Source organism: Bradyrhizobium sp. B025 (assembly GCF_042257955.1).
In the GTDB taxonomy this organism is placed as follows: domain Bacteria; phylum Pseudomonadota; class Alphaproteobacteria; order Rhizobiales; family Xanthobacteraceae; genus Bradyrhizobium; species Bradyrhizobium diazoefficiens.
The window spans coordinates 8,776,456-8,798,722 of sequence record NZ_CP170150.1; the positions used below are offsets into that span (position 1 = coordinate 8,776,456).

General features: G+C 65.3%; 22 protein-coding genes. 12 read left to right on the forward strand and 10 right to left on the reverse strand.

Annotated elements, in window-relative coordinates:
- Positions 1-52 precede the first annotated feature (52 nt).
- From ACE10W_RS41530 to ACE10W_RS41550, 5 genes are all read right to left on the reverse strand, one after another.
- A complete protein-coding gene (locus tag ACE10W_RS41530; protein WP_304549675.1) occupies positions 53-829 on the reverse strand; it encodes a phosphatase PAP2 family protein in 777 nt (258 codons plus the stop codon).
- Between the two features lie 156 nt (positions 830-985).
- Positions 986-1,480 (reverse strand): hypothetical protein, encoded by a 495-nt coding sequence (locus ACE10W_RS41535; RefSeq protein WP_011083355.1) that lies wholly within the window; start codon positions 1,478-1,480, stop codon positions 986-988.
- Positions 1,481-1,646: 166 nt separating this feature from the next.
- Complete coding sequence (gene rlmN / locus ACE10W_RS41540; protein WP_304549677.1) at positions 1,647-2,849, reverse strand: 23S rRNA (adenine(2503)-C(2))-methyltransferase RlmN; 1,203 nt, start codon at positions 2,847-2,849, stop codon at positions 1,647-1,649.
- 165 nt (positions 2,850-3,014) lie between these two features.
- Positions 3,015-3,677: an invasion associated locus B family protein gene (locus tag ACE10W_RS41545; protein ID WP_011083357.1), complete on the reverse strand. Its 663-nt coding sequence runs from the start codon at positions 3,675-3,677 to the stop codon at positions 3,015-3,017.
- 116 nt (positions 3,678-3,793) lie between these two features.
- Positions 3,794-4,633 carry an SDR family oxidoreductase gene (locus ACE10W_RS41550; protein ID WP_011083358.1) on the reverse strand — a complete coding sequence of 280 codons (840 nt, stop codon included), beginning with the start codon at positions 4,631-4,633 and terminating at the stop codon, positions 3,794-3,796.
- A 241-nt stretch (positions 4,634-4,874) separates the two neighbouring features.
- Here ACE10W_RS41550 and ACE10W_RS41555 point away from each other — a divergent pair, with 241 nt between their 5' ends.
- The 3 genes from ACE10W_RS41555 to ACE10W_RS41565 all read left to right on the forward strand — a co-directional run bounded on the left by ACE10W_RS41555 (position 4,875) and on the right by ACE10W_RS41565 (position 8,382).
- Positions 4,875-5,849 (forward strand): NADPH:quinone oxidoreductase family protein, encoded by a 975-nt coding sequence (locus tag ACE10W_RS41555; RefSeq protein ID WP_028174923.1) that lies wholly within the window; start codon positions 4,875-4,877, stop codon positions 5,847-5,849.
- 631 nt (positions 5,850-6,480) lie between these two features.
- Positions 6,481-7,203 carry a hypothetical protein gene (locus ACE10W_RS41560; protein WP_304549681.1) on the forward strand — a complete coding sequence of 241 codons (723 nt, stop codon included), beginning with the start codon at positions 6,481-6,483 and terminating at the stop codon, positions 7,201-7,203.
- 18 nt (positions 7,204-7,221) lie between these two features.
- Positions 7,222-8,382 (forward strand): TAXI family TRAP transporter solute-binding subunit, encoded by a 1,161-nt coding sequence (locus ACE10W_RS41565; RefSeq protein ID WP_011083361.1) that lies wholly within the window; start codon positions 7,222-7,224, stop codon positions 8,380-8,382.
- 69 nt (positions 8,383-8,451) lie between these two features.
- Here the strand turns inward: ACE10W_RS41565 and ACE10W_RS41570 are convergent, their stop codons facing one another.
- Positions 8,452-8,835 carry a YkvA family protein gene (locus tag ACE10W_RS41570; protein ID WP_092189425.1) on the reverse strand — a complete coding sequence of 128 codons (384 nt, stop codon included), beginning with the start codon at positions 8,833-8,835 and terminating at the stop codon, positions 8,452-8,454.
- Between the two features lie 96 nt (positions 8,836-8,931).
- A complete protein-coding gene (locus tag ACE10W_RS41575) occupies positions 8,932-9,234 on the reverse strand; it encodes a 4a-hydroxytetrahydrobiopterin dehydratase (protein WP_011083363.1) in 303 nt (100 codons plus the stop codon).
- 151 nt (positions 9,235-9,385) lie between these two features.
- Between ACE10W_RS41575 and ACE10W_RS41580 the strand changes: the two genes are divergently transcribed.
- Both ACE10W_RS41580 and ACE10W_RS41585 read left to right on the forward strand, forming a co-directional pair.
- Positions 9,386-10,831: a TAXI family TRAP transporter solute-binding subunit gene (locus tag ACE10W_RS41580; protein WP_304549689.1), complete on the forward strand. Its 1,446-nt coding sequence runs from the start codon at positions 9,386-9,388 to the stop codon at positions 10,829-10,831.
- A gap of 166 nt (positions 10,832-10,997) precedes the next feature.
- Positions 10,998-12,539, forward strand: a complete 1,542-nt coding sequence (locus ACE10W_RS41585; protein ID WP_304549691.1) for an alkaline phosphatase — start codon at positions 10,998-11,000, stop codon at positions 12,537-12,539.
- 23 nt (positions 12,540-12,562) lie between these two features.
- On the opposite strand, the gene ACE10W_RS41590 is transcribed toward ACE10W_RS41585, so the two are convergent.
- On the reverse strand, positions 12,563-12,946 hold the full coding sequence (locus tag ACE10W_RS41590) for a response regulator (protein ID WP_171901168.1): 384 nt from the start codon (positions 12,944-12,946) through the stop codon (positions 12,563-12,565).
- Between the two features lie 186 nt (positions 12,947-13,132).
- Between ACE10W_RS41590 and ACE10W_RS41595 the strand changes: the two genes are divergently transcribed.
- The 7 genes from ACE10W_RS41595 (at position 13,133) to ACE10W_RS41625 (ending at position 20,496) form a co-directional block, all read left to right on the forward strand.
- Positions 13,133-13,900, forward strand: a complete 768-nt coding sequence (locus ACE10W_RS41595; RefSeq protein WP_161532755.1) for a Crp/Fnr family transcriptional regulator — start codon at positions 13,133-13,135, stop codon at positions 13,898-13,900.
- Positions 13,901-14,269: 369 nt separating this feature from the next.
- Positions 14,270-14,986, forward strand: a complete 717-nt coding sequence (locus tag ACE10W_RS41600) for a prolipoprotein diacylglyceryl transferase (RefSeq protein ID WP_060912813.1) — start codon at positions 14,270-14,272, stop codon at positions 14,984-14,986.
- Positions 14,967-16,412, forward strand: a complete 1,446-nt coding sequence (locus ACE10W_RS41605) for a radical SAM protein (protein WP_304549695.1) — start codon at positions 14,967-14,969, stop codon at positions 16,410-16,412. Before ACE10W_RS41600 ends, ACE10W_RS41605 begins: the two co-directional genes overlap by 20 nt.
- Positions 16,409-16,654, forward strand: a complete 246-nt coding sequence (locus ACE10W_RS41610; RefSeq protein ID WP_028174932.1) for a hypothetical protein — start codon at positions 16,409-16,411, stop codon at positions 16,652-16,654. The genes ACE10W_RS41605 and ACE10W_RS41610 overlap by 4 nt, the downstream gene beginning before the upstream one ends.
- Positions 16,655-16,672: 18 nt before the next feature.
- On the forward strand, positions 16,673-16,948 hold the full coding sequence (locus ACE10W_RS41615; RefSeq protein WP_304549696.1) for a hypothetical protein: 276 nt from the start codon (positions 16,673-16,675) through the stop codon (positions 16,946-16,948).
- Between the two features lie 237 nt (positions 16,949-17,185).
- Positions 17,186-19,012 (forward strand): translational GTPase TypA, encoded by a 1,827-nt coding sequence (typA, locus tag ACE10W_RS41620; protein WP_304549698.1) that lies wholly within the window; start codon positions 17,186-17,188, stop codon positions 19,010-19,012.
- 236 nt (positions 19,013-19,248) lie between these two features.
- Positions 19,249-20,496 (forward strand): NAD(P)/FAD-dependent oxidoreductase, encoded by a 1,248-nt coding sequence (locus ACE10W_RS41625; protein ID WP_304549700.1) that lies wholly within the window; start codon positions 19,249-19,251, stop codon positions 20,494-20,496.
- A gap of 42 nt (positions 20,497-20,538) precedes the next feature.
- On the opposite strand, the gene ACE10W_RS41630 is transcribed toward ACE10W_RS41625, so the two are convergent.
- Together ACE10W_RS41630 and ACE10W_RS41635 are read right to left on the reverse strand one after the other, a co-directional pair.
- Complete coding sequence (locus ACE10W_RS41630; RefSeq protein WP_304549702.1) at positions 20,539-20,946, reverse strand: thiol-disulfide oxidoreductase DCC family protein; 408 nt, start codon at positions 20,944-20,946, stop codon at positions 20,539-20,541.
- A complete protein-coding gene (locus tag ACE10W_RS41635) occupies positions 20,946-22,265 on the reverse strand; it encodes an SDR family oxidoreductase (RefSeq protein WP_304549704.1) in 1,320 nt (439 codons plus the stop codon). Before ACE10W_RS41635 ends, ACE10W_RS41630 begins: the two co-directional genes overlap by 1 nt.
- Positions 22,266-22,267: the final 2 nt, after the last annotated feature.

A 22,267-nucleotide genomic window follows, 5' to 3' on the forward strand; every position in this document is an offset into this window, starting at 1 on the left:
ACTTGACCGGGCGAATATCAAATTTCGCGGGGCTGGGCACGCATTTAATGGCTCAAACCGAGGGTTCGGCGCCCGTCTTGCGGCCGAACAGGCGCTGGCGGAGCCGGTAGGCGGGCATGTTCAGCCGGGTCAGGGCGGCGTCGACCGCCTGGTCCGAAAACCGCGTCCGCGGCCAGCGGTAAATCATCGCGTAGGCGAACCAGATCACGACGAAGGTGACGAGGCCGGCGATCGACACGTCGGTGAAGAAGTGCCCGCCGAAGGCCATGCGGAGCCCGCTGGTCACAAGGCCGAAGACGACCGCGCCGGCATAGGCGAGCGGGCGCCACGCCGGCGGCGCCAGCGCAGCCGGCGCCAGCGTCCAGAACGCAGTCGCGCCCTCGCCCGAGAAGAACGAGCAGTTGCGCACGCAGCCGCCGCGCGGATCCCACCACGGCACGAACTGCTGGTCGCCGGCAAACTGCGTCACCACCACCGGGCGCGGCCGGCCCCAATAGGTCTTGAAGGTGAGGTTGGTGAGGATTCCGGCCGACAGGATGATCGTCACCAGAAGGAACACGATCGCGCGCCCCGACACCATCAGCGGCCGATCGGGCCGGATCATCTTGACCACAAGCGCCGCCAGCGAGGGCAGCGCGAACGCCCAGGCGATCCACATCGCCGCATCACGCGCGACGCCGGCCCAGCCGCTCGATTTGAGCGGAAACGTCTTCGTCTCGGGATCGAAGAACAGCGCGGCGAGCTTGAGATCGAGTTCGGGATAGAGGCCGAAAACGACACCGATCACGAGCCACAGCGCCAGGGCGATGAAAAGTCCAGTCCGGTTCATGCCGCGCGGTTTAGCGGAGTGGGGCGGGGATGAAAACCCTTTCACCGTCATTCCGGGGCGGCTCGCAGAGCCGAACCCGGAATCTCGAGATTCCCCGGTGCGCAATTGCGCACCTGAGGTCTGGTCCTTCGGACCATCCCGGAATGACAGCGCCAGTCACCGCGCATCGGGCCTCGACTGCGACGGCAGCGGCGGAGGCGGCTTGCGCGGGGGTGGCGGATTGCGCCAGGCGCCGGCGTTGCGGCCGGCGATCAGCCAGTAGACCACGCCGGCCACGATGCCGGCGCCGGTCATGATCTCGAGGTGACGCCGCACGACGCCTTCGAACTGCAACGTGTCGGAGTGAAAGGGAACGAGGCCGAGGTAGCAGGCGAGCCCCACAACGCCGCCGCCGACGGCGTAGGCCAGTGCGCTGCGGATGTAGAGCGCTTCAGTGATCGCGACGATCACCGCCGCCGGCACCAGCGCAAAGCCGGAGACGAAGATGAAACCGAATCCGAGCAGGATGTCGATCGCGCCTTCATCGACGGGGCCTGCGCCGAGATCGGCGAATTCCGGAAACAGCAGCGCGACGACGACGATCATGCCGCCGACGAAGCAGGCGGCGAGAAAGCCCATGAAGATGACGACGAGGCGGCCGATCAGGGACATCTGATGGCCCTGTTGAGTGTCATCGTCATTCCGGAGCGGTGCGCAGCACCGAATCCGGAATCTCGAGATTCCGGGTTCGCGCTACGCGCGCCCCGGAATGACGGCTCATAAACGCAGATGGTCGGATCAAGCCCAGGCATGACGAGAGTGCACGAGGCACGCATCCTCAATCCGTCATCGCCATGGCGCGCAGCGTCTGGCGTTCGCGGGCCGAGAGCTTTTCGGTTTCCGACTTGAGCTGGCCGCAGGCGGCGAGGATGTCGCGGCCGCGCGGGGTGCGCACCGGCGAGGAATACCCGGCGTTGAAGATGTATTCGGAGAATTTCTCGATCTGGTCCCAGTCCGAGCATTCATAGGCGGTGCCGGGCCAGGGATTGAACGGGATCAGGTTGATCTTGGCGTGAATGCCCTTGAGCAGCTTCACCAGCAGCTTCGCATCGTCGAGCGAATCGTTGACGCCCTTGAGCATCACATATTCGAAGGTGATGCGGCGTGCGTTCGAGGCGCCGGGATAGTCGCGGCAGGCCTGCAGCAGCTCCTTGATCGGATATTTGCGGTTGAGCGGCACCAGCTCGTTGCGCAATTCGTCGCGCACCGCGTGCAGCGAGATCGCGAGCATCACACCGATCTCCTCGCCCGCGCGCACGATGTTCGGCACAACGCCCGAAGTCGACAGCGTGATGCGGCGGCGGGAGATGCCGATGCCTTCGTTGTCGCCGACGATGAGCAGCGCATCGCGCACCGCATCGAAATTGTAGAGCGGCTCGCCCATGCCCATCATCACGATGTTGGTGACGCGGCGCGTGCCGTCCTCGCGATCGGCCCAGTCATTGAGGCGATCGCGTGCGACCATCACCTGTCCCACGATCTCGCCGGCGGTGAGGTTGCGCACCAGGCGCTGCGTGCCGGTGTGGCAGAACGAGCAATTCAGGGTGCAGCCGACCTGCGAGGAGACGCAGAGCGTGCCGCGATCGGTCTCGGGGATGTAGACGCACTCGACTTCATGCGCCTTCTCGACATTGTCGCCGCTCGGCAGCCGCAGCAGCCATTTGCGGGTGCCGTCGTTGGAGATCTGCTCGGCCACGACTTCGGGCCGGTCGACGGTGAAATGCTGCGCGAGCTCGGCGCGAATGCCCTTCGAGACCGAGGTCATCTCGTCGAAATTCTGGGCGCCACGGAAATACATCCAGTGCCACAGCTGCTGCACGCGCATCTTGCGCTGCGCAGGCGCGACGCCGATCTCGCCGAGGCGATCGGCAAGCTCGTTGCGCGACAGGCCGATCAGCGACGGTTTTGCCGGCGGCACATAGGTTTCGAGTGGAGTCTTCTCCACCAATATTGCGTTGTGCGGCTCGGTCGTCGGTTGCATGGAATGGACCTAATGGCTTGGTCGTTCCGGGATGGTCCGAAGGACCAGACCCGGAACCTCGAGATTCCGGGTTCGCGCTTCGCGCGCCCCGGAATGACGGAAAAACTTGGAACCGCCCCTATATAGCAACCGGAACCGCCGATTGCGACCTTATCGCCCGCAGCCTTAACGCCGGCAGTCCTGGGCGATCTTGTCGAGCGCCTGGGCGAGGCCCTTCAGCGAAAACGTGTCGGTCGTCTCCGTCCCCTTGGCCGAGATGCCTTTGACCACGAGATCGGCGGATTTGCGCATGGCTTCGACCATCCGCTCCTCCTCGGCCGCGTTCTTGATCCAGAGGCCGTCGCCCTGCGTGTACATGGCGAAAGCGGCGCCGCCGACCTCGACCGAGGATTCCGATCCCGGCTTCAGCGCGTAGCCGATCATGACAGAGACTTCGTTGTTCACCTTCTCGGCCGGTCGGGTCGAGACGAAGGCATAGGCAGGATCACGCGGCCGATTCGGCGGATTGGTCTTCGACGACGACGGCTTGGCCAGCGCAAAGCAGACCTTCTTGCCGTTGGGCGTGGCCGAATAGGCGCCCCAGGTGCCGAACTGGCCGATCAGGGTGGGCTCCGCGCCGCCCGCAACCGCCGCAGCCGGGCCCGCCGGCTTGCTCTCGGGCTTTGCAGCCGTCTTTGCTGTCGTATTGGCCGCCGGCGCAGCCGCTTTCGGTGCGGCCTCTTTGGGTGCGGACTTGGGCGCCGGTTGCGCCGTCTGAGCCCGCGCGGAATCAGTGATTCCCCACGCAGTCACGCCGGCCGTCAAAGCCAAAAATAGCACCCGCCACATGCTGGAGTGGTTCCCTCAATATTGTGACTGGAAGATGGCCCGGCCGCGCTTTGTCCCCGCGGCAGGGATAACCGGGAAAGTTCAATTTGGGAAGGCAGTTAGCGGGTTGGCAATAGCTAGCCCCGGGATCGCGCGGCACGCTGGTCGGCCCATTGCGCGTCGGTCCAGCCGAGCAGGTCTTCGGCGCCGGAACTGCGCAAATGCGCGCCGCCGTCAATCACCACCATCTCGCCGTTGATGTAGCCGGCGCGATCGGAGACCAGGAAGCTAGCGAGATCGGCAAGCTCGCTGTGGTCCCCGGTACGGCCAAGCGGGTTGCGCGCGGTCCAGCCGTCGTCGCGGCCTTCGGGGCGGAGCTGCCCCGATGCGCCGGCGGTCGGGAACGGACCCGGCGCGATCGCGACGGTACGGATGCCCTTCGGACCCCACTCCACTGCAAGGCTTTTGGTCATCGCCAGCAGCGCCGACTTCGCCATCGCCGACGGCACGGTGAAGGCGCGGCCGGTGATGGTCGAGGTCGAGAGGATCGAGAGCACGACGCCGCCATGCCTGCCGTCGATCCAGCGTTTGCCGGCGGCGAGCGTGCAATACATCGCGCCATGCAGCGTCGGCGCCAGGATCGCATCCGCGGCGCGGAAGGACAGACGCTCGCTCTGGGCAATGAAGGTCGCCGCGGCATTGTTGACGAGAATGTCGAGCGGCGCCTCGCGCCAGATCGCGTCCATCATGCTCTCGACGGCGGCGCCGTCGCGGATATCGCAGGCGATCGTGGTGACCTTGCCGCCGCTCTGCGCGCGCATCTCGGCTGCAGTCGTTTCAAGCCGGTCGAACTTGCGGCCGCAGATCACGAGCTCGGCGCCGAGCGCGAGGAAACGTCGCCCCATCGCGGCGCCGAGGCCCGAGCCGCCACCGGTGACGAGAATGCGCTTGCCTCTGAGCAGACCCGTTTCAAACATCGTTTGAATCCTTCATTTCCTTCTTGCTCCGTCATTGCGAGCGCAGCGAAGCAATCCAGACTATTTCCGCGGGACGGATTCTGGATTGCTTCGCTGCGCTCGCAATGACGCAAGGATAGGCCTGCGCGCTCCCTTAGACAAAGAATCCGGATTGTAGGGCCGCGCTAAATCCGGCAGAAACGGGCCAACTATAATTCCACCTCGAAACGCCCAAGACTTCGCTTCTCAAGAAGGTGTCGCCATGAAAGCCATTCTCTGCACGCAATATTGCCAGCCCGACGATCTCGTGCTCGCCGAGGTGCCGGATCCGGTGGCAGGTCCCGGCGAGGCCGTGATCGCGATCAAGGCGGCGGCGCTGAACTTCTTCGACATCCTGATGATCCAGGGCAAGTACCAGATCAAGCCGCCGTTCCCGTTCTCGCCGGCCGCCGAAGTCGCGGGCGTAATCGAGAGCATCGGCCCCGGCGTGACCGACCTGAAGGTCGGCGATCGCGTGGTCGCCTCCTGCGGCCACAACGGCGCGCGCGAGAAGATCGCGCTGCCGGCGGCGTCGATCGTGAAGATCCCTGACAATCTCGACTATGACCGCGCGGCCGGCATCATCATCATCTATGGCACCGCGCTGCATGCGCTGGAAGATCGCGCCAGCCCCAAGCCTGGTGAGACGCTCGCGGTGCTCGGCGCGGCCGGCGGCACGGGCCTCGCCGCCTGCGAGCTCGGCAAGCTGATGGGCCTGAAGGTGATCGCCTGCGCCTCGTCGGACGAGAAGCTCGAATTCGCGAAAGCCCATGGTGCCGAGCTCACGCTGAACTACGGCAAGGAAGATTTGAAGGAAGGCCTGCGCAAGCTCACCGGCGGCAAGGGCGTCGACATCATCTTCGATCCGGTTGGCGGCGCCTATGCCGAGCAGGCGCTGCGCTCGATCGCCTGGGAAGGCCGCTTCCTCGTGATCGGCTTTGCCGCCGGCGACATTCCGAAGATGCCGCTGAACCTCGCGCTGCTGAAAGGCTGCGACATCCGCGGCGTGTTCTGGGGCGCCTGGACCCGGCTCAACCCGGCGAAGAACCGCGCCAATCTCGAGAAGCTCGTGAAGTGGACCGCGGAAGGCAAGATCTCATCGCACGTCGATCGCACCTTCCCGCTGGCACAGACCGCGGACGCGCTGAAGGTGCTCGCGGGACGCCAGGCCATGGGCAAGGTGATCTTGCATCCGTGACGGTGCAGGCGACGGCGCGACGCCGTCGCTACGCACACACCTGTCATCGCATGTGAATTTCACGAGGATTGTCCGCGGGCTTGCTTCGCCTCTCCCGCTTGCGGGAGAGGCCGACGCGCCCCGGGCGATGCGAAGCATCGTCCCGAGCGCGGCGGGTGAGGGCTCTCGCCACACAGGGACATCCTCCGTATTCCCTGGCAATCCCGCCGCGGAGACACCCCAACCCAAGCCCTCCCCCGCAAGCGGGAGAGGGAGCCCAGCGCCGATGCCGCCGCACGGTAGCGCCTTCGCAACCACCATCGCCAAAATTGCGGTGCACTCCGCCGCGCCGCCCGAATCAAACCTAAATTTTTCCCGATTCGCCCCAACCGTTGTCGCTTTTTGGGCTGATTCAAATTGCGATTTACCGGTTCCAGTCTGCAGGGCGCTCCTGGACAAAAACAAGAAAACTAAAACCGGCACTGCCCCGCGTTGTGTCAGTATTGGGGGAAGCATCACCATGGAGACGACGGCATTCCGTCCGTCCTGGGGGTCGAGAGCGCTCGACTCCGAACAAGCGGCATCACATACGTCCACCGCATCCTACATTCGTGCGCGCGCTGAACGGACCGATCCTTCATCGCACGATCCTATGCCACTGTTCTTGTCCGATCCGCTCAGCGCGCCGGATCCACGGGAATTCGCGCCATTGGCCGTGCGCACCAGGACCAGAATCGTCCGGCGCATTCTCGCTGCCGTCCTGGCCGCGTCGGTCATCGCGGTCCCGATTGCGCTGTTTTGGTCCGACATCAACCGGCTGCTCACCGTCAACGGCGCGTCGTGGATCGGCGCGGCCGCGAACGAGGCCGCGGCTCCCGCCAATCCGCCCGCCGCACGGCAGGGTCCGGTCGAGGATGCCGCGCGTGTGACCAACACGATGCTGGCGAGCGGAGACGCACAGGATATTGCTGCACCGGCGACGCCGAGCCGCGAGGCGATCGCAACCGCCTATCAGAGCGCGCTACAGGCTCAGGCACCCGCGCCCGTACCGACACAAGTCGCCGCACAGCCCGCGCCACCGCCGCCAGCCAAGAGCCTCGACGCCGACACGTTGGCCGGCTTGATGGCGCGCGCCAAGAGCCTGATGACCATCGGCGACATCGCCGCGGCGCGTCTGCTGCTCGAGCGCGCGGCGAATGCGCAGGATGCGACGGCGGCGTTCCTGCTGGCGCAGACCTACGATCCAGCCGTCCTGGGCACCAAGGACACGCGGAGCATCACCGCCGACGCCGTCGCTGCACGCGACTGGTACCAGCGGGCCGCCAGCCTCGGATCGGCGGAGGCGCGACGGCGCCTCACCCAGCTCTCGAACTAGAACTCTTCAGGGGACATCATGCGTAACGTTTTGGGAATGGCGCTTGCCGCCATCATGACCATCTGTGCCTTCGCAGCGCGCGCCGATCAGACCGAATACGATCCGGCCAAGGTCTCGGACAGTCTGAAGGCCATCTTCCAGTTCGGCTCGACCTCGACCAAGCAAGCGCTCAACGCCAACACCGTCACGCTGATAACAGGCACGATCGGCGGCACCTATGTGCAGTTCGGCGCCGACCTCGCCTCCGTGCTCGACGACGGCAACAAGATCCGCGTGCTGCCGATCGTCGGCCGCGGCTCGGTGCAGAGCGTCGCCGACATCCTGTTCCTGCAAGGCGTCGATCTCGGCGTCGTGCGGGCCGACACGCTCGACTATCTCGAGCGCAAGGGCTTTGCCAAGGACATCAAGAAGCAGTTCACCTATGTCACCAAGCTCTACAATGAAGAGATGCAGGTGATCGCGCCGCGGTCGATCGCAACGCTGAAGGACCTCGAGGGCAAGAAGGTCAGCGTCGACCTGCCGAACGGCGGCACCTTCGTCACCGCGCTCACCGTGTTCGAGCGGCTCGGGATCAAGGCGAACTTCGTCTATGTCGAGCAGCGCATCGCGATGGAAAAGCTGAAGGCCGGCGAGATCGACGCCGTGATCGTGGTCGGCGGCAAGCCGTACAAATCGGTCTCGACCTTCGGCAATGACGGCCGCTTCCATCTCGCGAAGGTCGACTATGCAAAGCCGCTCCAGAGCGACTATCTGCCGGCGACGCTGACCGCGAAGGACTATCCGAACCTGATCAAGGAGGGCGAGAGCGTGGACACGATCGCCGTGCCTGCGGTGCTCGCGGCCTACAACTGGGCGCCCAACACCGAGCGTTATCGCAAGCTCGCACTGTTCGTGGACGCGTTCTTCACGAAATTCCCCTCGCTCCAGAACCCACCCTTCCATCCCAAGTGGAAGGAGGTCTCGCTCGCCGCGCCCCTGTCAGGCTGGAGCAGGCTGCCGGTGGCGCAGCAATGGCTCGACAAGCACGGCGTCGAGCCGGTGACGCGCCAGCGCTTCGAGGCGTTCCTGAAGCAGAGCCCCGCGGCCGCACAGGTGTCCGACGCGGACAAGGAGACCTTGTTCAAGCAATTCCAGGCGTGGGATGCGGAGAAGGCGCGGGCGCAGGCGGAGAAGAAGTAGCTCCCTCGGCGTCGTCCTGGCGAAAGCCAGGACGACACGGAGGATGTGGCGACGAGGCGTTGCCAGCAACTACTCTCCGGCCTCCGCCTCGTCCACGCCCCGCTTCAGCGCGGCGCGGGCGGCTTCGCGGTGCTCCGTCGTGATGTGGCTGGCGACCATGCGGATGGCGGTGGCGAGCACGGCGGCGTCGTCGGTGAAGCCGAGGATCGGCATCACGTCGGGGACGAAATCGAACGGCAGGATGAAATAGGCGATCGCCCCCAGCAGCGACGCCTGGACATGGCGCGGCGTCTGCCGGTCGAACGCGCAGTAGTAGGCGGCCAGCAGGTCTTCGGCGAACGGCAGATGCGCGGCGACGCGCTTCAGCTTGCGCCAGAAGCGGCGGCGAACGCTTTCACGATCTTCCGCGAGCCGATCGGCCGGCTCGAAGCCGACGCTGTGTTCGGCAGCCATGCTCCAAAACTCCCCGTTCAGCCCGGAGCGGCGGATCGCCGCATCCCCTGCTGATCACAATCACAAGATGGGGATGCAGCCGGTCGCTGCAAGACGTCAGCCCGGTGTAAGCTTGGCGATGGCGTTCATCGCCCTGGCGAGCTCGATGTCGAGCGCTGTGACGCCGCCGGCGTCATGGGTCGATAGCACCACCTCCACGGTCTTGTAGACATTGCGCCATTCGGGGTGATGATCCATCTTCTCGGCAACCAGCGCTGCACGGGTCATGAAGCCGAAGGCTTCGTTGAAATCCTTGAAGACAAAGGTTTTCCCGATGGCGTCGCGGCCCGAAACCTCGGTCCAGTCAGGGATTCCGCCCAGCGCCTGCTTGCGCGCCTCCGTCGTCAGCCGTTCTGCCATGATCGTCTCCGTGCTTCAGGGGAACTTTACCCTAACACCGTGCTTACGCCCGGGTTCACGCGGGATATGCCCCATCCGCTAACCATGACGGAGATGTAACCCCGCCGGACAAGAAATTTGCTACAATTGCGGGCGTAAATCGCCGGCGAAGATGAAACTGAGCCTCAAGCGCCTGTTCGGGAGATCGATGACCGGGGGATCGGACCTGGCCGAAACGCCCTCTCCGCCTTCGCCGCGATCAGCGGCGCGGAAGACGGCGCTCGTGTCTCTGGCGCTGGTGCTCGCAATCGTCGGCGCGCTTGCCGGCGGCTATTATTTCGCGATGCGGCCGGTGGCGCTGAAGATCGCGGTCGGTCCCCCCAATAGCGACGACATCAAGGTCGTGCAGGCGCTGACGCAGGCCTTCTCGCAAAACAAGAGCTATGTGCGGCTACGTCCGATCCAGACCGACGGTGCCACGGCCAGCGCCGAAGCGCTTGCGGAGGGCAAGGTCGATCTTGCCATCGTGCGCGGCGATGTCGACGTGCCGAAGAACGCGCAAGCGGTCGCGACCCTGCGCAAGAACGTCGTGGTGCTGTGGTCCGTCCCCGGCAAGGGCAAGAAGAAGGGCGCCAAGATCACCAAGATCGCGCAGCTCGCCGGCCATCGCGTCGGCGTGGTCGGCCGCACGCAGGCCAACGTCAACCTGCTCAAGGTGATCCTCCAGCAATACGGCGTCGATCCCGCCAAGGTCGAGATCATACAATTCCCGGCCAATGAGGCCGCCGAGGCAATCAAGGCCCAGAAGGCCGATGCCTATCTCGCGGCCGGCCCCGTCAACAGCAAGATCACGTCGGATGCGATCGCCGCCTCCACCAAGGATTTCGGCGCGCCGACTTTCCTCGCGATCGATTCGGCGGATGCGATCGCGCAGAATCATCCGGTCTATGAAGCGGCGGAGATTCCCGCCGGCACCTATGGCGGCTCGCCTGACCGACCGGAGGACGAGGTCAAGACCATCAGCTTCGCGCACCACATCGTGGCGCGCAAAGGCGTGTCCGAAACCACCATCGCGGCGTTCACGCGCCAGCTCTTCGCCGTGCGCCAGCAACTGGTGACGGAATTCCCGCTCGCCGCCAAGATCGAAACGCCCGACACCGACAAGGATGCCGTGATCCCCGTGCATCCCGGTGCCGCGGCCTTCGTCGACGGCGAGGAAAAGACCTTCCTCGACAGATACAGCGATTACATCTGGTGGACCCTGATGGCGCTCTCCGCCATGGGTTCGATCGGCGCGTGGTTTGCGGGCTATCTGAAGAAGGACGAGCGCGACAACAACAGCCATCTGCGCGATCGCCTCCTCGACATGATCGCGGCGGCGCGCAAGAGCGAGACCATGGACGAGCTCGACCAGATGCAGACCGAGGCCGACGAGATCCTGCGTGACACGCTGCACTGCTACGACCACGGGGCGATCGAGGAAGGTGCGCTCACCGCGTTCAACATCGTGCTCGACCAGTTCCACGCCGCGATTGCCGACCGCAAGGCCGTGCTGTTCAGCATGCCGCAAAACCCGCCGCGCGCCGGCGCGCAATTCCGGGCCGCCGGCAACGCGTAAACGGTTGCGCGCGTAATCGCTGCGTCACATTGTCTCAATATAGACTTTACCGTCATTCCGGAGCGCGCGAAGCGCGAATCCGGAATCTCGAGATTCCGGGTCCGGTCCTTCGGACCGTCCCGGAATGACAGCGCCAGATGCGCCTAAGACAACCAGCGAATCCACCATGAACATCAAATTCTCCCGCCGCCGTTTCCTCGCCACCAGCACCGGTGCGCTTGGCGCAATCGCAATGCCCTATCTGTCGCGCGCTGCCGACCGGCCGGCCGTCACCCATGGCGTGCAGTCGGGCGACGTCACGGTCGACGGCGGCGTGGTCTGGGCGCGCGCCGATCGCCCCTCGCAGATGCTGGTCGAGGTGGCGACGACGGAGTCGTTCAAGGACGCGCGCGCGCTGCCACCGATCGCGGCGCTGCCCGAAAGCGATTTCACCGCGAAGATGCTGATCGAAAATCAGCCGGGCGGGCAGGACATCTTCTATCGCGTCCGCTTCCGCGATCTCTCGCACGGCGCGATCGAGGGCGAGCCGGTGGTCGGCCGCTTCCGCACCGCGCCGGCCGACCGCCGCGACGTCAGCTTCGTCTGGGGCGGCGACGTCGCAGGTCAAGGCTGGGGCATCAATCCCGATGACGGCGGCATGTTCACCTTCTCCGCGATGCGCAAGCATCGTCCGGATTTCTTCCTGCACTCGGGCGATACGATCTATGCCGACGGCCCGATTGAATCCGAGGTGAAGCTCGCCGACGGCAAGACCTGGAAGAACGTCACCATCCCCGAGAAGGCCAAGGTGGCCGAGACGCTGGACGAGTACCGCGCCGCGCACAAATACAATCTCACCGACGCGAACCTCCGCGCCTTCAATGCCGAAGTACCGATCTTCGTGCAATGGGATGACCACGAGGTGACCAACAACTGGTCGCTGTCAAAGGAGCTCCCGGCGACCTACAAGGTGCGCGACATCGCGCTGCTCGCAGCGCGCGCGGGCCGCGCCTTCCACGAGATGTATCCGATGCGCGAGAGCATCAATGAGCCGGGCCGCGTCTATCGGCAGATCTCCTACGGCCCGCATCTCGACGTGTTCGTGCTCGACGAGCGCAGCTATCGCGGCCCCAACGGCGCCAATCTCGAAACCGCATACGGCCCCGCCAGCTATTTCCTCGGCCCGGACCAGATCGCCTGGCTCAAGCGCGGTCTCCTCAACTCGCGTGCGACCTGGAAGGTGATCGCCTCCGACATGCCGCTCAGCCTCGTCGTCTCGGACACGCCGAAGGGCGGATCGGAAGCGATCGCTCAGGGCGACGGCCCGGTGCGTGGCCGCGAGTTCGAGATCGCCGACATCCTGCGCTTCATCAAGATGGCGCCGATCAGCAACACGGTGTGGCTGACCGCGGACGTACATTACGCCGCCGCGCATTACTACGACCCGAACAAGGCGCAATTCCAGGATTTCGAGCCGTTCTGGGAATTCGTCTCCGGCCCGCTGCACGCAGGCACCTTCGGTCCGAACGCGCTCGACAACACGTTTGGGCCTGAGGTGCGCTTCGTCAAGGCGCCGGGCAAGGACAGCCAGAACCTGCCGCCGTCGGCCGGCATGCAGTTCTTCGGTCACGTCAAGATCGACGGCGCCTCCGGCCAGATGACGGTGACCCTGCGCGACCGCACCGACGTCGCGCTGTGGTCGACGACGCTGGATCCGAAGCTCGCTTGAGTCGCTTCAGCCAGAGCGGAGCGTCATGAGCCGCGCGACCGTAGCGCGGCCTCGAGCGCATCGCTCGAGCACGGCTTTTGCAAACGCGGCCGGTTGACGAAATCCGAAGCGATCCGTGTCTCGGCGCCATAGCCGGTGACGAAGACGAAGGGAATCTTCAGGGCCGCCAGCCGCTCGGCGACGGCAAAGCTGTTCTCGCGGCTGAGCTCGACGTCGAGCAGCGCGAAGTCGGGCGCGCGCGCCGCGATCGCGGCCAGCGCCTGCGCCACCGAACCCACGGTGCGCACGCTCGTCACGCCAAATCCGAGCAGGCGGTCCTCGAAGTCGATCGCGATGATCGGATCGTCCTCGACGATCAGGACATCGGCGGGGACGTCGGACGAACCGTCCGGGGAAGCAGGTATCATGATCCTGGCTATCGAGGGCTGCATGTTCTTACCGATCAAGGACAGCCGCATTCCGACGCCTGCGCCCAGCGCATCGGAGGGTTCCCGGAACGAAACTCACCACAGAACAGTTTTGACGTCTGTCCACTTGTGCACACGGCCAGCGATCGAGACTCGCTCGTGCTGAAAGGAGAGCAGGGATTTACGATGGACGCGCGTATCGGGAAGGCGACGGAGGTCGGCAGCCGGCCGGCCAACAATCTGCTGCGACGCTTGAGTCCGGCCGACTATGCGCTGCTCGCGCCACACGTCATCGTTGACGATGCCGCGGCCAACGAGCTGCTCTACAGTCCCGGAGACGATGTCCAGGTCGTGCACTTTCCGTGCGGGCCGTCGCTTGCGACCTTTCTCGTTCCCAACGAAGACGGCCGCGACGTCGAGACCATCCTGGTCGGCCGCGAAGGCGCGGTCGGCGGCATCGTCAGCGAGGGATTTCTGCCGGCCTACACCCGCATCTGCGTGAAATTCGGCGGGCCGTTTGCGCGCATCCACGTCGGCAAATTGGAGGCGGCCAAGCTGCGCTCGCCCACGCTGCGCAACATCTTCGCCCGCTACGCCGATTGCATGCTAGCGCAGATCTTCCAGTCCACCGCCTGCAACGCCATCCACTCGATCGAGCAGCGCACGGCGAAATGGATCCTGGCGGCGATGGAGCGCACCGGCGACGAGAGCAGCGTGCCGCTGACGCATGAGCAGCTTGCGACGCTGCTCGGGGTGGGGCGCAGCTATGCGAGCCGCGTGCTCCAGTCGTTCAGGGCCGACGGCATCCTCGACACGCGGCGCGGCTCGATCCTGGTCCGCGACCGCGACCGCCTGCGCCTGCGCGCCTGCCTCTGCAACGAGGCGGTGAAGACCCATTTCGAGGAAGTGCTGCGCGGCGTCTACCCGACGGAGGAGGCGAGCAGCACGGGCTGACCCTCTCCGGCGCGCTCCCGATCCCCCTGACCTCCCGCTCCATGCAGAGCAATCGCATGTGGATTTCACGAGGATAGTCCGCGGGCTTGCTTCGCCTCTCCCGCTTGCGGGAGAGGCCGACGCGCCCCGGGCGATGCGAAGCATCGTCCCGAGCGCGGCGGGTGAGGGCTCTCACCACGCAGGGACGTCCTCCGCAATCCCAGGCAATCCCGACGCGGAGACACCCCACCCCAGCCCTCCCCCGCAAGCGGGGGAGGGAGCCGAGCGCCGGTGCCGCCGCATCGTGCACACCACATGCGATAGCCCTGCGCTCCATGAAAGGATGCCGGCGTGCGACACCGCACGTCCGCCGTGCTATACTCGCTCCGCATGAGCGGGGCATTCCTTCACACTGTCTTCGATGTTGCGGCGTGGCTGGCGGCGGGTGCGGCGGTTTACTGGCTGTCGCGACAAGGCTTGCGGTTTCCGGCGCAATCCTTCGAGCTGCCCTACATCGCCGCGCTGGTGTTCGGCGCCGGCATTGGCGCCTATCTGTTCGGGTCCGCCAATCTGTGGCTGTCGGGCGAGAGCGGCATTGCGCGCTCGGTCGAGGGCGCGCTTGCCGGCGGCATCGTGGCGGTCGAGCTCTACAAAAGGACCGCAGGCATCGCCCTGCGCACGGGCGCGCGGTTTGCGCTGCCGCTGGCCCTCGGCATCGCGATCGGGCGGCTCGGCTGCTATTTCGCGGGCCTCGACGATTTCACCTACGGCACGCCGACGGCATTGCCCTGGGGCCATGATTTCGGCGACGGCATTCTCCGCCATCCCGTGCAGCTCTACGAGAGCGCCGCGATGGGCGTGTTCGCGCTGCTCTATGTGCTGGCGGTCTTGAACCGGAACGCATTCGCGATCACCAATGGTTTCTACCTGGTTCTGCTCTACTATGGAGCGCAGCGCTTCCTGTGGGAATTCCTCAAGCCCTACGGCACGCTGATCGGCCCCCTCACGCTGTTTCACCTGCTGTCGCTGTCCATCCTCCTCTACGCCGCAATCATGCTGGCGACGGCGCCCAAAGCGAGACCTGTGCATGAACGCGCCGTTGCGTAAGTCGCGTCCCTACATCTTCTGGGGCCAGACCCAGTCCCTCTGCGAGACCTGCCTGAAGCTGGTGCCGACCAAGATCCAGATCCTCGACAACGAGGTCTGGTACGAAAAGCGGTGCAAGGAGCATGGTGTTCAGTCGACGCTCGTGTCCACCGACGCGGCCTATTGGCGTCTGTGCAAGGATTTCATCAAGCCGGGCGACCGCCCGCTGCAATTCCAGCACCGCACCGAATTCGGCTGCCCCTATGATTGCGGCCTCTGCCCGGATCACGAGCAGCATTCCTGCCTCGCGCTGATCGAGATCACCGAGCACTGCAATCTCACCTGCCCGGTCTGCTTCGCCGAATCCGCGCCAACGCGGACCAAATTCACCCCGCTCGCGACGGTGGAGAAGATGCTCGACGCGCTGGTTGCCAGCGAGGGCGAACCCGACCTCGTGCAGATCTCCGGCGGCGAGCCGACATTGCACCCGGACTTCTTCGCGATCCTGGACGCCGTGCGCGCCCGCCCGATCCGCCATGTCATGATCAACACCAACGGCCTGCGCATTGCCCGCGAAAAGGATTTCGTGGCGCGGCTCGCCGAGAACAAGCGCGGGCTGGAGGTCTATCTCCAGTTCGATTCGCTGCAGCGCGATCCACTGATCAATCTGCGCGGCGCGGATTTGCGCAAGATCCGCCAGCAGGCGCTGGAGAACCTCGAGCATTACGGCGTATCGACCACGCTGGTGGCGACCATCAAGCGCGGCGTCAATGATGCCGAGATCGGCGACATCGTGCGTCACGCGCTGACCTGGAAATGCGTGCGCGGCGTCACGCTCCAGCCGGTGCAGGATGCCGGCCGCAACGAGAACTTCGACAAGAATACCGACCGCATCATGCTGTCGGAGATTCGCAACCGCGTGGTCGAGACCGGCGTGTTCGGCGACAAGGACATGATCCCGCTGCCCTGCAACCCCGAAAGCATCTCGATCGGCTACGGCCTGCGCAAAGGCGAGAAGGTGCTGCCGCTGACCTCGCTGATCCCGCAGGAGCAGCTGGTTGCGGTGATGCCCAACACCATCAGCCCGGAGAAATATCCGATGCTGCGGGAGAAATTCGTCGATTTGTTCTCACTGTCGTCGGGCCCGCTCAACACCTCCGAGCGCGTTTGCGAGCTCTTGTGCTGCCTGCCGAGCTTCGAGGTGCCGGAAGGACTTTCTTACGAGAACGTGTTCCGCGTCACCATCGTGCAGTTTCTCGACCGCTTCAATTTCTGCGTCGGCGACGTCAAGCGGTCCTGCATCCATTTCGTCACGGAGCAGGGCGCGATCATTCCGTTCGACACCTACAATCTGTTCTATCGCAACGGAAAGATCGACGGCATCCGCGCTGCACTGGCTGGCGAGACGTATCGCGAGGCACGCCAAAGCGAGGAGGTGCCGCGATGAGCGACACCGGCACGCCTCCTCCGACTCCGACGCCGCAAGGGGACGCGCCTCCGATGGCGCCGCCACGGCGCGACGGGCGCCTGACCGCTTTCATGGTGATCGCCGGCGTGGTGCTGCTTTTCCCCGGCCTGTGCTTCCTGGCATTCGGCGGCCAAGGTGCCCCCTTTGTCCTGATTGGATTGGTCCTGGTCGGATTTGCGATCTTCCTGTTCATCCGCGCGGCGAGCCCGCCCAAGCCCTGACAAGAGTGTCGCCTCCTCATGAGCAACATCGCCCCCCCGCCTCCTCCGGCCGCCCCGCCGCAGCGCGGCGGCTGCCTGACCGCGCTCATGGCGATCTCCGGGGTCATCCTGCTGCTTCCGGGTCTCTGCGCACTCCTGTTCGGCGGAATCTCCATATCCGAGGGGGGCAAGATCGATTCCGACATCGCCCCGCTGGTCTTCCTGGGGCTGGTCGTCGGCATCGGGGGCGTCGTCCTGATCTGGGCGGCGATCAAGGGGCGAAAGGCCCCCGCCCATCCCGGAACCCAGCCCTAAGCCCCGGGAATTCCCGGACAAAATTCAGTCAACCAACCGGCAAAGAACACATTGTTTTTTGGCGGTTTTTGCATATATTGCGCCGCAACGCGCAGGGTGCCCGGTCGATAGACCGGGCTTCCCTTTTTGGGCGGAAAGCGCCCGTTTCCAGTCTTCCAGCGTTGTTTCGAGAAGAGGTCCCGGTCTGGCCGGCGAGATCGCGCTTAACCCATTGTTCGAACGCAAAGAAGCTCACTCATGAACCTCCGCAACGTCGCCATCATCGCCCACGTCGACCACGGCAAGACGACCCTGGTCGACAAACTCCTCCAGCAGTCCGGCACGTTCCGCGAGAACCAGAAGGTGACGGATCGCGCCATGGACTCCAACGATCTGGAGCGTGAGCGCGGCATCACCATTCTGGCCAAGGCGGCCTCGGTGCAGTGGAAGGACACCCGAGTCAACATCGTCGACACCCCCGGCCACGCCGATTTCGGCGGCGAGGTCGAGCGCATCCTCAACATGGTGGACGGCGCGCTGGTGCTGGTGGACGCCGCAGAAGGCCCGCTGCCGCAGACCAAGTTCGTGGTCTCCAAGGCGCTGAAGGTCGGCCTCAAGCCGATCGTCGTCATCAACAAGGTCGACCGCCCCGACGCGCGCCCGACCGAAGTCATCAACGAGGTGTTCGACCTGTTCGCGGCGCTCGACGCCAGCGAGGAGCAGCTCGACTTCCCGATCCTCTACGGATCGGCCAAGCAGGGCTGGATGGCCGAGAGCCCCGAGGGTCCGCAGGACAAGGGCATGGAGCCGCTGTTCGACCTGATCCTGCGCCACGTCGCGCCGCCGACGGTCGAGGAAGGTCCGTTCAGGATGATCGGCACCATCCTGGAGGCCAACCCCTATCTCGGCCGCATCATCACCGGCCGCATCTCCTCCGGCGTGCTCAAACCGAACCAGCAGGTCAAGGTGCTGCATGCCGACGGCAAGCTGGTCGAGACCGGGCGCATCACCAAGATCCTGGCGTTTCGCGGCCTTGAGCGCACGCCGCTCGATGAAGCCGAAGCCGGCGACATCGTCGCCATCGCGGGCCTGACCAAGGGCACCGTCGCCGACACCTTCTGCGATCCGACCGTCGAGGTGCCGCTGCCGGCACAGCCGATCGATCCGCCGACCGTGTCGATGTCCTTCATCGTCAACAATTCCCCGCTCGCCGGCACCGAAGGCGACAAGGTGACGAGCCGCATGATCCGCGACCGTCTGCTCCGTGAAGCCGAAGGCAACGTCGCGCTGCGCGTCGTCGAGGCCGCCGACAAGGACGCGATGGAAGTCTCGGGCCGCGGCGAATTGCAGCTCGCGATCCTGATCGAGACCATGCGCCGTGAGGGCTTCGAGCTCTCGGTGTCGCGCCCGCGCGTCGTGTACCAGAAGGATGAGGCCACCGGCGCCACCATGGAGCCGATCGAGGAAGTCGTGATCGACGTCGACGAGGAGCACTCCGGCGTCGTCGTGCAGAAGATGAGCGAGCGCAAGGCCGAGCTGATCGAGATGAAGCCGTCCGGCGGCAACCGCCTGCGCCTGGTGTTCTACGCGCCGACCCGCGGCCTGATCGGCTACCAGGGCGAGCTGCTCACCGACACCCGCGGCACCGCGATCATGAACCGCCTGTTCCACGGCTACGCCCCGTACAAGGGCGAGATCCAGGGCCGCCGCAACGGCGTGCTGATCTCCAACGACCAGGGCGAGGCCGTGGCCTACGCCATGTTCAAGCTGGAAGACCGCGGCCCGATGATGATCGAGCCGGGCTGGAAGGTCTACAAGGGCATGATCGTCGGCGAGCACACCCGCGACAACGATCTCGAGATCAACGTGCTCAAGGGCAAGCAGCTCACCAACATCCGCACGACGTCGAAGGACGAAGCCGTGCGCCTGACCCCGCCGATCCGCATGACCCTGGAAAAGGCGCTCGCCTATATCGAGGACGACGAGCTCGTCGAGGTCACCCCGAAGTCGATCCGCCTGCGCAAGAAGCACCTCGACCCGAACGAGCGCAAGCGCGCGGAGAAGTCCAAGGAAGCGGTGGCGTAAGCTACCGCACGCCGTTGTGCCGTAGGGTGGGCAAAGCGTAGCGTGCCCACCACTTGAAGTCCCGGTCGGCAATGGTGGGCACGGCGCAAGAGCGCCTTTGCCCACCCTACGGAGCGTCACTCCCGCCTCTGGAATACTGGGTCACCCGCTCCAGTGCGCAAGCGCGCACAGGGCGGGTGATGACAGCTGACTTGTGGCGGCTTCAGCACATCCAGCGAACGTGCTAGAGCCCGCCCATGAGCTCCCTTCCCTCCTCCGTTGATGTCGCGATCATCGGCGCCGGTGCTGCCGGGCTCGGCGCAGCGCACGCGCTGGCGGGCTCCGGCCTCTCCGCCATCGTGCTGGAGGCCCGCGACCGGCTCGGCGGCCGGGCGTGGACCGTGCAGGCCTCGCCCGAGGTGACGTTCGACGTCGGCTGCGGCTGGCTGCATTCGGCGGACCAAAACTCCTTCGTCGCAATCGCAAGGCAGCTCGATTTCGAGGTCAACAAGGACCTGCCGCCCTGGCGCGAGCGCGCCTTCGGCAACGCGTTTCCGCAAAGCCAGCGCGACGAGTTCATGCAGGCGATGGACGCGTTCTACGAGCGCCTCTGGCAGGCCGCGCAAAAGGGCAAGGACGAGCCCGCGAGCCTGAGCCTCGAGCCCGGCAATCGCTGGAATCCCATGATCGACGCGATCTCGACCTATATCAACGGCTGCGAACTCAAGGACATGTCAACGCTGGACTGGGACGCCTATGAGGACACCAACCTCAACTGGCGCGTCCGCCGCGGCTATGGCGCCCTGGTTGTGGCGTATGGCGCGCCCTGCCCGGTGGCACTGAACTGCATGGTCACGCTGATCGATCATTCCGGCCCGCGCATCCGCCTCGAGACGTCGCGGGGCACGCTGACCGCCGGCAAGGTGATCGTGACCGTGCCGACCAATCTGATCGCCGATGAGGCGATCCGCTTCTCGCCACTGCTCCCGGCCAAGGTCGATGCCGCCGCCGGCCTGCCGCTCGGCGTCGACGACAAGGTGACGCTGGCGCTTGGCGATGCCGAAGCGTTCCCTAGGGAAGGCAACCTGCGCGGCGCCACCATGCGCACCGCGATGGGCACCTACCACATCCGCCCGTTCGGCCAGCCCTGCATCGAAGGCTTTTTCGGCGGCAGCTTTGCGAGAGAACTGGAAGACGCCGGCGAAGGCGCCATCGCCGCGCAGAGCATCGACGAGATCGCCAGCTTCCTCGGCAACGACATCCGCCACAAGCTGAAGCCGCTGTGCGAATCGCGCTGGGCGCATGATCCGTTCGCGCGGGGATCGTATTCGCACGCGCTGCCCGGACATGCAGGTGACCGCGCGGTGCTGGCCGCGCCGGTGGATGGCCGGTTGTTCTTCGCCGGAGAGGCGACGTCGCCGACTTTCTTCACCACGGCGCATGGGGCGCGGGACGGCGGGGAACGGGCGGCGAAGGAAGTGCTGGCGGCTCTGCGCAAGCCATAACCGCAAACTCCGTCATTGCGAGCGCAGCGAAGCAATGACGAATTACTCAATCACCCGTGCTCGCAAATCTGCATCCGGCACAAAGCACGCCTCATACTTCCCAAAAATGCGGTAGCGGTTGCGCGCGATGAGGCTGTAGACGGGATCCCGCAGCGGCTTCGGTACCGCGAACAACGCGCGTACCCAGCCCCAATCGGGAAGCTGCGACAGCACCGTCAGCGCTGCATCCGACTTCATGAACACCTCGCCGCCGTGGATCACGGCGTTGGTGTCGGGATCCCCAGGGTCGATGCCGAACGTGCGCGCCAAGCGCGCCCCATAGTCCGACTGGATCGGCGTGAAACGAAACCTCTTCGCCGTGTCGCGCTTGGCGACGAAGCGCACCCAGCGCGAGCAGAAGATGCAGACGCCGTCGAACAGGATCACATCGTCGTCGGGCCATTTTGGCATCAGCGGTTATCCAGCATCAGCAGTGCGACGAGCATCAGCACGATCGCCGGCCCCGTCTTCACAAGCGCACCGAGCGGCTCGATCCAGAGATCTGGCGTCAGGATCGCGGCACCGAACATATAGCCGAGCGAGGCGACGATGCCCGCGACCAACCCGACCGCAGCCGTACGTCGGAACGCGATCAGCACGCCGATGCTCATGTCCATCAGGCTGGTGCCGATGGTGATGGGATCGACCAGCGCAGGCGCAAAATTGTGCGCGCTCAGGATGCCGGCGGCGGCGCGGTAGGAGACGAACAGCGCGATGAAGCCGGAGACGACCCAGAACGCGACCAGGCTCGCGAAGATCAGCGCCTTGATCAGAAACAGCCGCGCGAACCATTTGTCCTGGATGGTGGCGGGATGACGTCCGATCACTTCAGCCAGCGTTTTCGGCACGATGCCCGTGGCGGCGATCCAGGCCGAGGGATCGCCTCGCACGCCGCGGCGCAGCTCGGCTATGGCGGTGGAGCGCATCGGCGGCATCCAGCCGAGATAATTGGCGAGATCGCCGATTTTCGCGCCGAGATCGAGCATCAAGGTCGGCATCGCGACCCGCGGCCAACCGGCCGTGCCGAACGCGATCCGAAACTGCTTGATGATTCCGGCCATAGTGACCGGCTCCGATAGCATCAGGTCCCAGCACACTGATATCACGGATGCATCGTCGATATCACGCGCGGCGAGCCAGGCGATGGTGGCAGCGATATCCTCGACGGCGACGGGCTGGAACGGCGTCGCCATCTCCGCACCCGGCAAGTCGAGCGGGAAGGCGGCGAGCGCGCGCAGCATGGCGCTGCCGCCATAGGCTGACGGCGCGACCACGAAGCCGGGCCGCAGGATGGCATGGGCGATGCCGGAGGCCGCGATCAATCGCTCGGCCTCGCGCTTGGTTGTCGCGAAAGCGGTGCGGTCGGCTTCGGCCATTCCCGGAATCGAGATGTGCACCAGCCGGATCGCGCGGCCGCTGTCGCCGATCGCCTGAAGCAGACGCGCGACGAAATCCCGGTGCACGGCGCTTGTGTCGCTGCCGGGCCCATCCTGGAGCACGCCGAGGCAATTCACGACGACATCCGCCGCATGCTCGCGCAGCAGGCGCGTCAGCGCGGCCGCATCGAGCGATAGGATCGGAAGCTCGATATCGAGCGCGCCCATCTTCTGCGCCGGCGACAGGCTGCGCGCCACGCCGACGGCGCGAAAGCCCCGCGCGCGCAGATCGTCGGTGACGAAGCGGCCGATCAGGCCGGAGGCGCCGAGCACCAGGATGGTTCGCTGGTTCATCA

Excerpts from the sequence above, each read along its gene's own strand:
- ACE10W_RS41560 (WP_304549681.1), top strand. The coding sequence starts at position 6,481 with ATGCCACTGTTCTTGTCCGATCCGCTCAGCGCGCCGGATCCACGGGAA.
- ACE10W_RS41575 (WP_011083363.1), bottom strand. The coding sequence starts at position 9,234 with ATGGCAGAACGGCTGACGACGGAGGCGCGCAAGCAGGCGCTGGGCGGA.
- ACE10W_RS41570 (WP_092189425.1), bottom strand. The coding sequence starts at position 8,835 with ATGGCTGCCGAACACAGCGTCGGCTTCGAGCCGGCCGATCGGCTCGCG.
- rlmN (WP_304549677.1), bottom strand. The coding sequence starts at position 2,849 with ATGCAACCGACGACCGAGCCGCACAACGCAATATTGGTGGAGAAGACT.
- ACE10W_RS41535 (WP_011083355.1), bottom strand. The coding sequence starts at position 1,480 with ATGTCCCTGATCGGCCGCCTCGTCGTCATCTTCATGGGCTTTCTCGCC.
- ACE10W_RS41615 (WP_304549696.1), top strand. The coding sequence starts at position 16,673 with ATGAGCAACATCGCCCCCCCGCCTCCTCCGGCCGCCCCGCCGCAGCGC.
- ACE10W_RS41595 (WP_161532755.1), top strand. The coding sequence starts at position 13,133 with ATGGACGCGCGTATCGGGAAGGCGACGGAGGTCGGCAGCCGGCCGGCC.
- ACE10W_RS41555 (WP_028174923.1), top strand. The coding sequence starts at position 4,875 with ATGAAAGCCATTCTCTGCACGCAATATTGCCAGCCCGACGATCTCGTG.
- ACE10W_RS41635 (WP_304549704.1), bottom strand. The coding sequence starts at position 22,265 with ATGAACCAGCGAACCATCCTGGTGCTCGGCGCCTCCGGCCTGATCGGC.
- ACE10W_RS41545 (WP_011083357.1), bottom strand. The coding sequence starts at position 3,677 with ATGTGGCGGGTGCTATTTTTGGCTTTGACGGCCGGCGTGACTGCGTGG.
- ACE10W_RS41605 (WP_304549695.1), top strand. The coding sequence starts at position 14,967 with ATGAACGCGCCGTTGCGTAAGTCGCGTCCCTACATCTTCTGGGGCCAG.
- ACE10W_RS41530 (WP_304549675.1), bottom strand. The coding sequence starts at position 829 with ATGAACCGGACTGGACTTTTCATCGCCCTGGCGCTGTGGCTCGTGATC.
- ACE10W_RS41550 (WP_011083358.1), bottom strand. The coding sequence starts at position 4,633 with ATGTTTGAAACGGGTCTGCTCAGAGGCAAGCGCATTCTCGTCACCGGT.
- ACE10W_RS41590 (WP_171901168.1), bottom strand. The coding sequence starts at position 12,946 with ATGATACCTGCTTCCCCGGACGGTTCGTCCGACGTCCCCGCCGATGTC.
- ACE10W_RS41630 (WP_304549702.1), bottom strand. The coding sequence starts at position 20,946 with ATGCCAAAATGGCCCGACGACGATGTGATCCTGTTCGACGGCGTCTGC.
- ACE10W_RS41580 (WP_304549689.1), top strand. The coding sequence starts at position 9,386 with ATGAAACTGAGCCTCAAGCGCCTGTTCGGGAGATCGATGACCGGGGGA.
- ACE10W_RS41585 (WP_304549691.1), top strand. The coding sequence starts at position 10,998 with ATGAACATCAAATTCTCCCGCCGCCGTTTCCTCGCCACCAGCACCGGT.
- typA (WP_304549698.1), top strand. The coding sequence starts at position 17,186 with ATGAACCTCCGCAACGTCGCCATCATCGCCCACGTCGACCACGGCAAG.
- ACE10W_RS41600 (WP_060912813.1), top strand. The coding sequence starts at position 14,270 with ATGAGCGGGGCATTCCTTCACACTGTCTTCGATGTTGCGGCGTGGCTG.
- ACE10W_RS41610 (WP_028174932.1), top strand. The coding sequence starts at position 16,409 with ATGAGCGACACCGGCACGCCTCCTCCGACTCCGACGCCGCAAGGGGAC.
- ACE10W_RS41565 (WP_011083361.1), top strand. The coding sequence starts at position 7,222 with ATGCGTAACGTTTTGGGAATGGCGCTTGCCGCCATCATGACCATCTGT.
- ACE10W_RS41625 (WP_304549700.1), top strand. The coding sequence starts at position 19,249 with ATGAGCTCCCTTCCCTCCTCCGTTGATGTCGCGATCATCGGCGCCGGT.